The sequence below is a fragment of the Bifidobacterium sp. ESL0732 genome (genome assembly GCF_029395535.1).
Classification (GTDB): Bacteria; Actinomycetota; Actinomycetes; order Actinomycetales; family Bifidobacteriaceae; genus Bifidobacterium.
In genome coordinates this window covers 1813206-1827811 of the sequence record NZ_CP113920.1, presented here as the reverse complement: position 1 = coordinate 1827811, position 14606 = coordinate 1813206, and the positions used below count along the sequence as shown (strand labels likewise).

The window sequence follows — 14606 nt, the reverse complement described above, 5'->3', positions numbered from 1 at the left end:
ACGAAGTCGAAACCAGCAGCGAATAAGCGGAAGCGGGCAAGTTTTCCGAGGAGGATTCTTGCACTTCTGGCGTGGTTATGTCTGCTCGTCGCATTGCTCGGGACGGTGAGTTGCGAACTGCCTGAGGAATTGCAGTCGTTGCCCTATGTGCCCGTAGTCGCCGCGTTCGCTCCGTGGTTCGCTGCATTGGGCTTGATTGCGCTGTTGCTGGCTTTGGCCTCTCGCAGATGGTTTGCGGCCTTGCTGGCGCTCGCGTGTCTTGGACTTCAGGGTTGGTGGCAATACCCGTATTTTGTCTCGCACACGCATCTCGACAATGCTGCGGTCTCGGCAGTGGGCGAAAGCCACGCAGATACTCATGATTCCTATGCACGCGTGATGACAGCCAACGTTTATAAAGGTCAGGCCTCCGCAAAAGCGGTGGTCGAGACGGTGAGCAACCAGCGCGTGGAAGTCTTGGCATTGCAGGAAACCACGAAGTCCTTCATCCGCGCGCTCAAGGAGGAAGGCATCAACGATTACCTGCCATATTCGCAAGTTTCCTCCTCGGACGGCAAGTACGGCAACGCGCTGTTTTCAGCCACGCCGTTGGATTCGCCGGCCGATGATGACGTAGATTCCAGTGCTTCCTTCATGCCCGGCGGCACGGTTTCGTTCGGGAACGGCAAGGCACCCATCCGTTTTGTTTCGGTGCATACCACGTCTCCCAAACCGGGTTATTGGAACAAGTGGCGCACCTCGCTCGATGATGTGGCAGCAATGCGCTCGCACAAGGACAACCGATACGTGCTGATGGGGGATTTCAACGCGACCACCGATCACACGCCGTTCCGCAACATCCTGGGTTCGCGCTTCCATGATGCCGCGCAAAGTTCGGCAAGCGGGTTCGTGTTCACCTGGCCAGCGGACAAGCCGGGAGTGCCGAAATTCACAGGTATCGACCATATCGTTCTCGATCAGGGCATCGTCGCCGGGCAAGTCGCCACCGTGCCGATACCCGGGTCGGACCATGCCGCGTTGCTGGCCACCATTGCGGTGCAATAATCGATTGCGATAAAACATACTATTTTTAATTATCCGTTTGGTTTCCTGCTAGACGTCTTGATTTATTTTTATCACAATTTAATATAAATTGTGACACGGTATACATTCATCTACATGGGTGGCTAAGATAAAATGCAGGCAGTGAATGCCGAACGTACAAGTGAGATTACAACGAGGAGTGCTCATGGACGAGAAAACATTGGTAGACAAGCTCTCGAAGGTTACTACCATCACTGATTTGCAGGAAGTTGCCAAAGAGGTCGGCAAGCCGATGACCGTCGAACAGGCCGACAAGGCACTGAACCGTCTCTTCGGCGCAGAGAACGATACGGGCGAGCTCATGGGTGACTCTGTGGCAAAGGCCGCCAAAGATATCTTCGGCTGAGTTTCGTCTCAGTTGCTTTTAAACGATTTGGGTCTATCCACTTTGTAAGTGGATAGACCCAAATCTTGTTTATAGATGCGTTTTGCGCTCACACCGCGTTAGAGATGGCCTCCACGCTGGCTTTTGCGTCGCCGAAAAGCATTGACGTGTTGTCGTTGAAGAACAGCGGGTTCTGCACGCCGGCGTAACCGGTGCCCATCGAGCGCTTGAGCACGACGACCTGCTTGGCTTCCCAAACACGCAAGACCGGCATGCCGGCGATGGGGGAGTTCGGGTCCTCGGCGGCAGCGGGGTTGACAGTGTCGTTGGCGCCAATGACGAGGACGACGTCGGTATTGGCGAAGTCGTCGTTGATCTCGTCCATTTCCATGACGATATCATACGGCACCTTGGCTTCGGCCAGCAGCACGTTCATGTGGCCGGGCAAGCGCCCTGCCACCGGGTGGACGGCAAAGCGAACCTCGACGCCCTGGGCGCGCAGCTTCTCGACCAAGCCGGCGACGGCCTGCTGGGCCTTCGCCACGGCCATGCCATAGCCTGGGGCGATGATCACTGAGTTCGCGTTCTTGAGCATTTCCGCAACGTCAGAAGCGGTGGTCTCGTGCACCTCACCCGTGATTTCCTTGGCATCGCCCGACTTGGTCGGCTTCTCGCCGAATCCGCCGAGGATGACGGACATGAACTTGCGGTTCATGGCCTTGCACATCAAGTAGGAGAGGATGGCGCCGGAAGCGCCGACCAGCGATCCGGTGATGATCAGCAGGTTGTTGTCGAGCATGAAGCCCGACGCGGCCGCGGCCCAGCCCGAGTATGAGTTGAGCATCGAGATGACCACCGGCATGTCGCCGCCGCCGATGGCCGCCACCATATGCAGGCCCAGCAGGAGCGCCAACACGGTCATGATGGCCAGCGGCCAGATCGAGTTGGTGGGGATGAACCAGGCGATCATCGCGATCATGACAATCAGCACAATCAGATTGATGAGGTTATGGCCGGGGATGATCAGCGGCTTGGACTTGATTTTGGCCGAAAGCTTCAGGTAGGCGATGATGGAGCCGGTGAAGGTCACGGCTCCGATCAGCACGCCGATGTAGGTTTCCGCCAGATGCGCGCCGTTCGGGCTTTTTTCGGTCAGCCACGAGTTGTAGCCGATCAGCACCGCCGAGATGCCCACGAAGCTGTGGAGCATCGCGATCAGTTCCGGCATCTGCGTCATTTCGACGGTGCGTGCCTTGTAGATGCCAAAGGAGGCGCCGACGATGAAGACCAGGGCGATCAGGAGGGCGGTCACCCAGACCGGGCGCTGAGAATCAACGAGTGCCAAGGCGATGGTGGCGACGATGGCGATGAACATGCCGATCATGCCGAGGATGTTGCCGCGACGGGCGGTTTCCTGCTTGGAAAGGCCTGCCAGCGAGAGGATGAAGAGCACTGCCGCCAGCAAGTAGGCGGATTGGGCAATGGATTCAAGTGTCATGATTTCACGCATCCTTCCTGAACATGCTGAGCATTCGGTAGGTCACCAGGAACCCGCCGAACACATTGATCGAGGCGATGGCCGCCGAGATCACGGCGAGCACCGTCACCAGCGTGTTGGACGAGCCGATCTGCAGCAGCGAGCCGATGAGGATGATGCCGGAAATGGCGTTCGTCTGGCTCATGAGCGGGGTGTGCAGTGAGTGGGTGACGTTCGAGACGACGTAATACCCCACGAAGATCGCGAGGATGAAGATTGAGAACGTCATCAGAAGCTTCGAGTCGGCGAAAGCCAGCGCGATGGCGAGCAGAATGGCTGCAATGGCCATGAGCACGGTGTTGCGCTTGCTCTTTTGTGCCGCAATGGCGGCTTCCTTGGCTTTGGCGGCTTCCTCCTGAGCCTTCTTTTCTTCAGGGGTGAGTTGTTTGGCTTTGTCATCGGTTTTCGCTGCGGCCGAGACCGAGACCTTTGGCGGCGGCCAAAGAATCTTGTCTTCCTTGGTCACGGTCATGCCGCGCTGCACCTCGTCGTCAAGGTCGAGCGTGACTTGCCCGTCCTTCTTCGGCGTCAAGAGCTTCATCAGGTTGACCACGTTGGTGCCGTATAGCTGCGAGGTCTGCTGGGGCATACGGCTGGCGAGGTCGGTGTAGCCGATGATGGTGACGCCGCCCTCGGTCGTGATCTTCTTGCCTGGTTGAGTCAGCTCGCAATCTCCGCCTCCGCTTGCTGCGAGGTCGACAATGACCGAGCCGGGCTTCATACCGGCCACCGCGTCCTTGGTGATGGTCAGGACGCCTTGGCCGCGCACCAAAGCCGTGGTGATGACGATATCGGCGTTCGCTGCCTCTTTGGTGTAAAGCGCCAACGTTGCCTTCTCCTGATCGTCGCTCAATGCCTTAGCATAACCGGTGTCGGATTTCTCCTGTTGTGCACCCTCCGCGCGAACGAACGTGGCACCGAGCGATTCGATCTGTTCCGCTGCTTCGGGACGCACATCGAAGGCGCGGACCTCGGCGCCCATGGATGCGGCCGCACCAATGGCGGCCAGACCTGCCACGCCGCCGCCGATGACGAAGACCTTGGCGGGGGCCGTCTTGCCGGCTGCGGTGACCTGCCCGGCGAACATGCCGCCGTAGGATTCCGCGGCCTCGATGACGGCACGGTAGCCGGAGACGTTCGACATGGTCGAAAGCACATCCAGTGACTGCGCTCGCGAGATACGTGGAACGGCATCAAGCGCCAGGGCTGTGATATTGCCATGGGCCAGGATGTCGAGCAGCTTGGCGTTGCTGTGCGGTGCGAGGCGCGAAATCAGCATGGCACCCGACTTCATTTGGGCGATTTGTTCGGGTGTCGGCGTGTCGACGGTGACGACGATGTCGGCGTTCCAGACGTTCGCTGCCTTGCCGATTGTTGCGCCTGCTTCTTTGTAGTCGTTGTCGGAGAAGCTTGCCTCTTCTCCGGCTGAGGTTTCGATAGAGACATCGTAACCGAGCTTTTTCAGCTGGCCGACGGTTTTCGGTGTCGCCGCAACCAGTCTTTCACCCGGGGAAGTCTCCTTAGGTATTCCGATAATCACAGTCGCTCCTTTCATGGGGCAATGATGCTAAAGCATCATCATAGTTACTGCACAACTTCTCTGTCGCTTTCATGTCCCGTCTTTGGGCACTTTGCAATTGCCAGTATAGTCGTTCATTGTATATTGTCAGCGGGAAACGTGCGGTTTGCTGATAACCGTATTCTCTTCTCAATGAGTTTTAAGATTTATGAATAATGGCCGTTGCATTTTAGAGCGCGAAATATTGACTTATTCGAGGTTAGATTGCCGAGCCGTTAAAAACGAAGCCCTGTGGGCTCCGTTTAGGTGAGGTGAGCGCGCAAATCGCGCGAAGGCTCAATCTGATTTGGCATTACTCCAAATTAGATTGAGTTCCAGCCGTCGCCGCTGTGGACTGCTGCTCGGCTTCGGCATTTTCGAGCTTGGCGCGCACCTCGTTCAAGAGGCTTTGCGCGCGCTTGGCCAGCGCCTCGCCGACCTCCCATTGATGCATGGACTGGTCGAGGTTGAGGCCGCCGGCCTCCAGCGCCTGCACAGCCTTGATGAGATTGTCGCGTGCCTCTTCATACGGCATTTGCGCAATCTGATCGCGTTCCTTGTCAGTGAGGCTCGAAGCGGGGGCAGTGGTTTCTGCCGCTTTCGTGCCTTCGGTCTTGTCGTCCTGTGAGTCCTTGTTTGCTGTTGCCATGATCAGTCCTTTATATTTTTAGTTCTATTTATTGATGTTATTTATTTGTTCGCTATATTCAAATGTCAAATGCCGCCACCGATATTCTGATTTCTGATTGCGGCAATCTCGTTCTTTTTCTATTCTGGTTTCACTGATTTCGCCTCGGTGACTACCTCGCCCTTCTTCAAGGTCAAAGTCAGCACGTCGCCGGGGGAGATGGCTGTTGCGTCGTCGAGCACATGCCCGTTGGCCGCCTGCACCACGGCGTAACCGCGGTCGAGCGTGGATTGAGGGCTCAGAGCACTCAGGCTGGCGTGCAGCTTTTCGATGGTCAGGCTGGCGTCGTCCACAATGCGGGTCAGCCCGAGCTGCATGCGCTGTACGGATTCATCGAGGAACCGTTCGTGTGGCTCAAGCATGGTTTGCGGATGGGTGAGGCTTGGCCGGCTGGCATAGCCTTCGATGACGCGAATTTCGTTGTCGACGCGGGCATGCACGCGCATATTCATCTGCGCACGAGCATTGGCGATGAGCTGCCATTGTTCCCTTACGTCCGGCACCACTTTCTTCGCGGCGTCGGTCGGAGTGGAGGCGCGCAGGTCGGATGCCAGGTCGATCAGTGTCCAATCGTCCTCGTGGCCCACCGCTGAGATAATAGGAGTCTCGCACGCTGCGGTGGCGCGCACCACGCCTTCGTCGGAGAAGCCGATAAGATCCTCAAAGCTGCCGCCGCCTCGGGCGACGATAATGACGTCGACTTCAGGGTCAGCATCCAGCTTTTGGATGGCTGCAATGACGTCGGACGGGCATTGCACGCCCTGTACGTGGGCATGAACGACCTTGAATTTTACGGCCGGCCAGCGCAGGTTGACGTTGGTGATGACGTCGCCTTCCGCTCGTGCCTGCGGTGCGCAGATGAGTCCGATACATTTCGGGAATTCGGGGAGCTCGACTTTGTTCTCAGCGTCGAACAGCCCTTCTCCCTTGAGTTTCTTGCGCAGTTCATCTATTTGCGCCTTGAGGTCGCCTGCGCCGATGCGGCGGATATCGTCTGCCACAAAGCTCAGACGGGTTGCCTTGACCCAGATATCCGGCTTGCCGTGGATGACCACGCGGTCGCCCTGATGGAAGTTCGAGGCCATCGCCACGAAATTGCGGAATCCCATCACCGAAATCGAGATGTCCTCGAAATTGTCGCGCAACGTGATGTAGCCGGAACTGGCGCGGCGCATATTGATCTCGACGATCTGACCTTCGATCCATGACCCAGGCCAGCGCTTCACCGCATCGTGGTATTTCTGGCTGACTACACTGACTGGCCACGGGTTCTCCGGTGTGGTGTCCCGCGCGAGCCGAGGCAGCTGGTCCAGCGGCCTCGGTCCTTGTTCGTTTGTGCCCGCACCCGCTGCAAACCCTGCTTGTTTGGGTGCGGTATACCCGTATCTCGTATTGAAAGCCATGCTTCCACAATCCTCTTTATGAAGGACAAGAATTCATTTCCTTGATGGCAATGTGAAGATTTCTTTTGTGATACGTATTGTAGTTTGCATGGACAATCGTGTTTGCGATGCAATGCGACACACCGAGGAAAAAATTTTGTGGTTTATTTCACATCTGCTTTTCGCGTTATTCCGCCATTATTACTAAATCTGGGGTCAAAATCCTGAATATATCCCTAGATATAGTATTTAGGGGGTCGTATAGTGATGGAAGACACAGAAAGTTACACGCGTGTGATTTCATCCATGTGATTTGTAAGATTCTGTATCGGTTTCTTTGATTTTAGAGGAAGGTATGTGATGCAGGCTCAGGTTCTGGATGCGCCCACAAAGCCAACGACGGCGACAAAAACCGTACTGGTGGAAAAGCGTGACGGGCGGATTGTTGATTTTGACCCGGTGAACATCATCGCGGCAGTGAAATCGGCCTTTAAGGATCTCGACAAGGAAGTCGGTCCTGAAGAGGAACAGATGATTCGCGATCTCGCCAACGGCATCGAAGGCGAAGTCAAGGAGCGTTACAGCGGCCCGGCCAAGATCGAGGACATCCAAAGCCTCGTCGAACACGGTCTGGTCGAAAACCATCTGTACGAGGTGGCTCGCAATTATACGAACTATCGTCTCAACAAGGACATCGACCGCGCCAAGGCCACCGATATCAACGCCGCCGTCGACCGTTTGGTCAACAAGGACGAGACGCTGGTGCGCGAGAACGCCAACAAGGACTCCAACGTCTACGCCACGCAGCGCGATCTGCTCGCCGGCGCCGTCTCCAAGGCATCTGCGTTCTCGATGCTTCCCAAGCGCGTCTCCAACGCCCACATGAAGGGCGACATCCACTTCCACGACGCCGATTACTCGCCGTTCACCGCCGAGACCAACTGCTCGCTGCCGAATTTCGCCGACATGCTGCACAACGGTTTTGAGCTGGGCAACGCGATGATGGACACCCCGAAGTCCATCGGCACCGCAGCCACGCAGATCACGCAGATCATCAAGGACATCGCAGGCGACCAGTACGGCGGCCAGACCGTCAACCGCGCCGACGAGATGCTCGACGAGTACGCCCGCAAGGACTACAAGAAGTTCCTCGAGCAGGCGCGCACCATGATTCCGGATTCCATGCCCGAAGATGTCGCCCAGGAGATCGTCGACGGACTGAAGGCCAACGAGCCCAAGACCCTGCATTTCGACGCCGACCGCAAGCCGATTCCGCAGGATGTTCCCTTCCATACCGACGTGCCTCGCATGGAGCAAATCCGCGAGATCTACGCCAAGATCATGACCCGCAAGGCCATCTACGACGCCATGCAGACCATGGAATACCAGATCAATTCCAACCGCGTTTCCAACGGCCAGACCCCGTTCGTCACCGTCGGCTTTGGTCTCGGCACCTCGTGGTTTAGCCGCGAGATTACCCGTTGCATCTTCCTGGTGCGCATCTTGGGACTAGGCCGCGATCACCACACCGCGATCTTCCCGAAGCTTACCTACGCCATCAAGCACGGCATCAACTCCGAGCCCGGCGATCCGAACTACGATTTGAAGCAGCTCGCGCTCGAATGCTCCACCAAGCGCATGTACCCCGACATCCTCTTCTATGAGAACCTCGTCAAGATCACCGGCTCCTTCAAGGCGCCGATGGGCTGCCGTTCCTTCTTGCCTGCCTGGACTAATCCCGACACCGGCAAGGAAGAAGAGGAAGGCCGCATGAACCTCGGCGTCGTCACCGTCAACATTCCGCGCATCGCGTTGGAATCGCGCGGCGACAAAGATCGCTTCTGGAAGATCTTCGACGAGCGCATGGATGTCGCCCACGAAGCCATGCAGTTCCGTATCATGCGCTGTAAGCAGGCCAAGCCGATCAACGCCCCCACGCTCTATCGTTACGGTGCCTTCGGCCGTTTGGATGCCAACGACAATGTCGATCAGCTCTTCAACCGCGATCGTGCTACCGTCTCGCTGGGCTACATCGGCCTCTATGAGGCGACCAGCGTCTTCTACGGCAAGGATTGGATGCAGGATCATAGCTGGGATCCGGAAGGCAAGGAATTCGCCCTTTCGATCGTGAAGAAGATGAACGCGCTGTGCGCCAAGTGGGCCAAGGAAGAGGGCTATCACTATTCGCTCTACTCCACGCCTGCCGAGTCGCTGACCGACCGCTTCAACCGCATGGACCGTGAGAAGTTCGGCCGTGTGCCGGGAGTGACCGACCACGACTTCTACACCAATTCCTTCCACTATCCTGTCTGGCTTTCGCCGACCCCGATGGAGAAGCTCGACTACGAGAAGGACTTCCCGTATTACGCTTCGGGCGGCTTCATCAACTACTGCGAGTTCCCGACCCTGCAGACCAACCCGAAGGCGCTCGAGGCCGTGTGGGACTATGCCCACAACATCGGCATCGGCTACCTCGGCACCAATACCCCAATCGATCACTGCTATGTTTGCGGCTTCGAGGGCGACTTCGAGCCCACTGAGGAGGGCTTCAAGTGCCCCGAGTGCGGCAACTCCGACCCCGACAAGTGCAACGTCACCAAGCGCACCTGCGGCTACCTCGGCAACCCGGTGCAGCGCCCGATGGTGCACGGCCGCCACGAGGAAATCACGCATCGCGCCAAGCATATGTCCGGCGAGACCGGTCACGTCGTGCTGAAGGATGGCACCGAGCGCGAATGGTACGAAGAGGCCAAGTAAGTTTCTAATTTGATTAGTAAAGGCGGTTCACTGTTCGTTCGGTGACCGCCTTTACTTTGCATGGTAATGCTGGAACTGCTTATTGGCTACGTGACTAGGGTCAGTGGCTGGGTGGCTGGACGCACGGCTGGGTGCCTGGACTGCCGGTTACCAAATAGCCCCGCTGCTGGTTACGGAGTTGCCGGCTGAGGGTTGTGGGACTGCCGAGTGATGAAGTAGATTCTTTTTATTGTTGTGCGAGAGATTTTCCCACGTCACGGGTTTGAGGTGGCGGTTGAAGCAAAGGAGGAGCGATATGGGCAAGCTGGCAGGCGGCAAGCTGCATGATTTCGCAGCGGACGAGGCTGATCGTGGCCCTTGGATTCCCACCGCGTTGGCCAACAACCCGAAGGCTGGTCAGTGGACCAGCGATAAGCTCAGCCACGACATGATCGCCGACTACAAGCCGCTGGTGATGACCGACGGCGAGGGTATCCGTTGCTCTATCTATGTTTCCGGCTGCCCGTTCCATTGCGTGGAATGCTTCAATGAGTCTATCTGGGATTTCCAGGCGGGCCACCCCTATACCCAGGGTTTCGAGGACAAGATCATCAAGGATTTGGGCAATGATGTCGTTCAAGGCATCACCTTCCTTGGCGGCGAGCCGTTGCTCAATACCGCTGTGCTGCTGAAACTCTCGAAGCGTATCCGCAAGGAGTTTGGGCACAGCAAAGACATCTGGTGCTGGACCGGCTACACGTGGGAGGAGCTGCTGCGCCCCGGCGAAAGCGCGGACAAGCTCGAGCTACTGGATTATGTCGACATTCTGGTCGACGGCCGCTATATGAAGGACCACCACGATTCGCTCCTGCAATTCCGCGGCTCGTCGAACCAGCGCATCATCGATGTACCGGCCTCGCTGCGTGCCCATACCGACAACGGTTCGATCGCACCCGTCATCTGGTCGAAGTTGCACGATCAGCATCGCTTCATCCCGGAGGTCTACGGCAAGGACCGTTCGGCAGGTGAAGGCGCTGCCAGCTGAGCGGCGTGAATATGGTCTGTCCTGTGCGATAAACTATGGATGTGATAAAGCTGGGCAGTGTCCAGTTCGCAAGACCGTTGGTGAGTGATTACCAGCGGTCTTTGTGCATACAGCGAGGGAGCCGCAATGCATAAGCCATATACTTCAATTGGCCAACAGGTTGAGTTGATGCAAGCCAGAGGAATAGCCACATCGCCTCGTACAAAATGGATACTTGAACGTGAAGGTTATTATTCGGTGGTCAATGGGTATAAGGATCTATTTTTAGATAATTCCGGTGTTGCTGATCAGTATCGAGCAAATACGGCTTTTGATGATATATATCGATTATTTGTTTTTGACAGAGAACTGCGGTTCCACCTGTTTCAAATGCTTACCTTAGCAGAAGCCGAACTTAAGACGATATGTTCTCATGAATTCAGTGGTCGGTATCGGGGAATAACAAATCCTTTTCTTATGTTATCTTGTTACGCTCAGACGGTGGATGGAACGCGCAATGGCTCCGCTGACCGTCTTATCTTAATTTTCAGAAAGATACTGGAACTGGATAGTCCTGCAAGAAGTGGAAGTGACCATCGCTTTGGACGAGAAAGATATGGTGGGAAATCGTATCTGAGACATTGCATGGAAGATCACGATGGGGAAGTGCCGATGTGGGTATTGGCGAACGACTTGACACTTGGCCAGATTTACTGGTTTTATCAGGAACAAAATCATGAGGTAAGAAAGAGCGTAGCCCGAAGTTTCACTTCGTTGTATGCCAATACACACAGAAGACAAGTGGATGTCACCTCGGAAAGGTTGGACAAGATTTATCGGCGTTTCAAAGATTTTAGAAATATCTGTGCTCATGATGAGCGGTTGTATTGTGCGCATCCACATGATCGGAATGCCAGTGTGTGGCAGGTAATTCAGGACTTGCGCTTCGTCATTGACAAACGTCGGTATCTGGAATTTCTTCGTCTGATTGAGCGGTTGACGAAAGGCATTGTTTCTCAATTGCCGAATTGTGGTGAAGGTATCGTACGATCCATGGGAATGTCGGATGTAGGAGATTTCGCCACGTATGCTTTTCGAATATCGCTCTCATAGGAAAACGCACAAGAGTGGTGGCTGAGTTGAGGGTGGACAATAGGCAGTAGACAATATTGGCATGCTCATATTCTGTGAATCTTTTGGGCACAGCTGTCGAACGGGATTGTGGTCGGTCTGAATGTGACTGATTGTGATAAATGGCAATGACGCGGTCGCCGTAATCATAGTTTAAAAATATTCAGCGCATTAGGTAAACTGAATTACAGAAATGGTTTCCATTCTAATGATGGAGGAAGTCGTGCGCTTGTTGGTCAGGGGTGTTGCTGCGCTTATATCGGCGTTGTCGCTGATGCTGGCTAATTCGCCTGCTTCTGCATTGACTCTATCTTCCCGTCAAGTACATGGGAATGAGCGTCTGTCATCTGCTTCGATTGTCAGTCCCAGAAAGCCGAATAATCCGGTTTCCTTTGCAGTCGACAAGCGAATCAGACAAGGTAGAGTGAACTTTGCATCACAGCAGACTCAGTCGGCTCTGCCGGATGGTTATCATCATGGGGAAACCGCAGGGCAGAAGGTTGACCCTGCTGATTCGCAGGGCATGGCTGTGGGAACATATGCGTGGCACGGTACGATTTGGGGCAATTCCTTCAAAGTGTTCTTCCGCGATCCGGTAGTGGCGAAAACCGTCGCCGAAATGCTGGGTAAGCAGGTCTCAGATTCATTTACATATGAGATGTCGCTGAGTATTACTTCTCTGGATCTATCCCATAGAAATGTCCAATATCTCGATGGTACGGAGTGCTTGACAATGATGACGAGCCTTAATGCATCCTATAACAATATCGCGGAACTTCCGGATCTTTCTGTGAACAGCATGCAGAATTGGCATAGTTTGCAGTCTTTAAGTCTTGGAGGAAACCAACTAACGAATGTTGATGGATTAAAATATGTTACAACGCTAAAATATCTTGCGTTATACGGGAACAAATTAGGCGATAATGCGCATCTTGGAGCACTTGGTTCATCTGCCGGACTTTGGCAGGTAGATTTGACCGGTAATCAGTTGAACGATGTCAGTAAATTGAATACTCTGACGAACCTGCGAGAACTGTATCTGGGTAATAACCGAATAGCCGATATGTCGGTGATTGCATCGCTCCCGAATCTTACCTTCCAAGGTACAACATCGTTTCCCGATCCTATGTCGCCGCAAACTATTGTTGCACCGTCGGTGCGCACCAAAGTCGGGCAGCCGTTGTCGGTTAATGTCGCAGGCAAGCTCAAGGGCGGTAACAACTCGCTTCTAGCATTGTCTGGGCCGCAGCCGTCGACCGGGGTCACGATGAACGGGGGCACAGCTTCGTGGGCAGCAGTGCCACCTGGCCAACCGCATCAGGTTTCTGTGCAGTTCAGTGAGCCGGCGATTGGTTCGAGCGGCAAGACCACTCCGTTCCATGGAACTGTCGTCCAGCCCTATGAGCTGGACTCCTATACCGTGTCGTTCGTGGGGCAAGATGGTACAACGATGTCACCGGTGCAGACGGTATTTGACAGTGACAAGGCTTTGCGACCCACCGTCGAACCAGCACCATCGAATGCGGGCCTGAGCTTCATGGGGTGGGGAACTGTCGCCGATGCATCACCCAATGGCAAAGGGCTCATGCAGACCTACGATTTCACAACTGCCGTGACTTCGAATCTCACGTTATATCCGCTTTGGGGAGTGAAATGGTCGGAAAGTAGCACCGCGAAATCCTGCACCATGGGCATCGATACGATAACGGCATGTTTTCCAGACACGCATTTGGCCGCTAAAGTGGCAGCGACATTGGGATTGTCACATCGGGTTTCCGACGTATTTACACAAGCCAATGCAGAGTCGATCACGGATTTGGAAGCTAATGCCAGCAATATTGCGGGGATTCAGGGGCTTCAGTTGCTGACAAAACTTACAAACCTGAATCTAAACGATAATGGACTGATTTCTGACATTTCTCCAATCGCAACAATCGTTGAGTTGCAGGAGGTTATGCTTGGCTCAAATGCGATTACGACGTTGGAACCGTTGCGAACCGCAAGTCTTCCCAATCTCGTATCTCTGGCCGTTGCCCATAACCAGATTTCTGACTTTAGCCCGCTTGTACATATATCATCGTTGACTTCTTTGGATGCGGGGGCCAATAAAATAACTGATCTTTCTGCAATCTCTGAAATGACCGGGTTGAAAAGACTAAGTATTAATCTCAATAATTTGGCCGATATCTCAAAGTTAGCAACGCTGACCGCTCTTGTTCATTTTGACGCAAGCGAGAACGACATTAAAGATATCGGTGTGGTGACGTACTTTACCCATATCCAAGAATTATATTTGGAGAAGAATCACATTTTCGATATATCGCCTCTCAATGGATTGACAACGCTTACGAATGCCGATATTTCAAATCAGACCATTACTTACCCAAGTGTTGTGGCGAATCCGAACGTGAGTGTGGAATCTGCTATCGGAGTGGATGGGAACCATGTCGTTCCATCGGCTTCGACCCCTGCTGGTGGCAATTTTGATGCCGATACCGGCAAGGTGACTTGGACAAAACGTGCTGAAAACGGTACAGCCATCGTTGATTTCAATAAGACATTATCTATTGGCACGGCGTCGGTACCATTTTCTGGCCGTATCACTCAGCCCTATACGGTTATCAAATACATGGTGAGTGTAGATAAGCATGATGGTTCGGCGCAGACTTCCCAACAAATCGCGCTTGGCCAACCGATACCAGATCCGGGAACGCCACAACGTGACGGCTACCATTTCATAGGCTGGACCACCGATTCAAGTGGCGAGGGAGACAAAGTCGATTTCGCTACGGCAACGGTGACCGGCGACGTGACGTTGCATGCCATGTGGGAGAGAGCTTTGACCGGATTGCCCTCCACTGGTCACAATCCATGGATGACGTGGTTCGCGCTCGCAGGAGGTATCGTGCTATCCGTATTGATTGTCGAAGAGACACGACGTAAACAGGCATCTTGGCTTTGACCAAGACTCGGATTTGGCCGGATTCTAGTGCTATCGCTATCTGATGGAATCAGAATGAGTGACGATAATGATTGGATTTCCGAACCATTGCCCAGCTTATGGCAGTGAAATGGTTGCTGGGGATTCCTTGGTGACCAGTTTTCAGGATGGGCGATGGTGCGATGCAGAAACGCGGTCGCT

The 14606-nt window shown here is 54.5% G+C and carries 10 protein-coding genes; 6 read left to right on the top strand and 4 right to left on the bottom strand.

Going from position 1 to position 14606, the window contains the following annotated elements; genetic code table 11:
• Nucleotides 1–66: 66 nt before the first annotated feature.
• Nucleotides 67–1044, top strand: coding sequence for an endonuclease/exonuclease/phosphatase family protein (locus OZX70_RS07050; RefSeq protein ID WP_277182159.1), 978 nt, complete (start codon nt 67–69; stop codon nt 1042–1044).
• 184 nt (nt 1045–1228) lie between these two features.
• Nucleotides 1229–1429, top strand: a complete 201-nt coding sequence (locus OZX70_RS07045) for a hypothetical protein (RefSeq protein ID WP_277151277.1) — start codon at nt 1229–1231, stop codon at nt 1427–1429.
• An 88-nt stretch (nt 1430–1517) separates the two neighbouring features.
• On the opposite strand, the gene pntB is transcribed toward OZX70_RS07045, so the two are convergent.
• From pntB to xseA, 4 genes are all read right to left on the bottom strand, one after another.
• Entirely contained in the window at nt 1518–2906 is a 1389-nt protein-coding gene (gene pntB, locus OZX70_RS07040; protein ID WP_277180235.1) for a Re/Si-specific NAD(P)(+) transhydrogenase subunit beta, read from the bottom strand.
• A gap of 4 nt (nt 2907–2910) precedes the next feature.
• Entirely contained in the window at nt 2911–4500 is a 1590-nt protein-coding gene (locus tag OZX70_RS07035; protein WP_348519430.1) for a Re/Si-specific NAD(P)(+) transhydrogenase subunit alpha, read from the bottom strand.
• A gap of 316 nt (nt 4501–4816) precedes the next feature.
• Nucleotides 4817–5152, bottom strand: a complete 336-nt coding sequence (locus tag OZX70_RS07030; RefSeq protein ID WP_277180231.1) for an exodeoxyribonuclease VII small subunit — start codon at nt 5150–5152, stop codon at nt 4817–4819.
• Between the two features lie 119 nt (nt 5153–5271).
• Nucleotides 5272–6594, bottom strand: coding sequence for an exodeoxyribonuclease VII large subunit (xseA, locus tag OZX70_RS07025; protein WP_277180229.1), 1323 nt, complete (start codon nt 6592–6594; stop codon nt 5272–5274).
• A 339-nt stretch (nt 6595–6933) separates the two neighbouring features.
• On the opposite strand from xseA, the gene nrdD reads away from it, so the two are divergent.
• The 4 genes from nrdD (at nt 6934) to OZX70_RS07005 (ending at nt 14426) form a co-directional block, all read left to right on the top strand.
• On the top strand, nt 6934–9330 hold the full coding sequence (gene nrdD, locus OZX70_RS07020; RefSeq protein ID WP_277182158.1) for an anaerobic ribonucleoside-triphosphate reductase: 2397 nt from the start codon (nt 6934–6936) through the stop codon (nt 9328–9330).
• A 304-nt stretch (nt 9331–9634) separates the two neighbouring features.
• Nucleotides 9635–10354, top strand: coding sequence for an anaerobic ribonucleoside-triphosphate reductase activating protein (nrdG, locus tag OZX70_RS07015; RefSeq protein ID WP_277182157.1), 720 nt, complete (start codon nt 9635–9637; stop codon nt 10352–10354).
• A 126-nt stretch (nt 10355–10480) separates the two neighbouring features.
• Nucleotides 10481–11446, top strand: a complete 966-nt coding sequence (locus OZX70_RS07010) for an Abi family protein (RefSeq protein WP_277180227.1) — start codon at nt 10481–10483, stop codon at nt 11444–11446.
• A gap of 226 nt (nt 11447–11672) precedes the next feature.
• Entirely contained in the window at nt 11673–14426 is a 2754-nt protein-coding gene (locus OZX70_RS07005; RefSeq protein ID WP_277180225.1) for a leucine-rich repeat domain-containing protein, read from the top strand.
• Nucleotides 14427–14606 lie beyond the last annotated feature (180 nt).

Bases quoted from the DNA above. Each gene is read 5' to 3' on its own strand.
- OZX70_RS07035 (WP_348519430.1), bottom strand. From the start codon at position 4,500: ATGAAAGGAGCGACTGTGATTATCGGAATACCTAAGGAGACTTCCCCG.
- OZX70_RS07045 (WP_277151277.1), top strand. From the start codon at position 1,229: ATGGACGAGAAAACATTGGTAGACAAGCTCTCGAAGGTTACTACCATC.
- pntB (WP_277180235.1), bottom strand. From the start codon at position 2,906: ATGACACTTGAATCCATTGCCCAATCCGCCTACTTGCTGGCGGCAGTG.
- xseA (WP_277180229.1), bottom strand. From the start codon at position 6,594: ATGGCTTTCAATACGAGATACGGGTATACCGCACCCAAACAAGCAGGG.
- OZX70_RS07010 (WP_277180227.1), top strand. From the start codon at position 10,481: ATGCATAAGCCATATACTTCAATTGGCCAACAGGTTGAGTTGATGCAA.
- OZX70_RS07030 (WP_277180231.1), bottom strand. From the start codon at position 5,152: ATGGCAACAGCAAACAAGGACTCACAGGACGACAAGACCGAAGGCACG.
- nrdD (WP_277182158.1), top strand. From the start codon at position 6,934: ATGCAGGCTCAGGTTCTGGATGCGCCCACAAAGCCAACGACGGCGACA.
- OZX70_RS07005 (WP_277180225.1), top strand. From the start codon at position 11,673: ATGATGGAGGAAGTCGTGCGCTTGTTGGTCAGGGGTGTTGCTGCGCTT.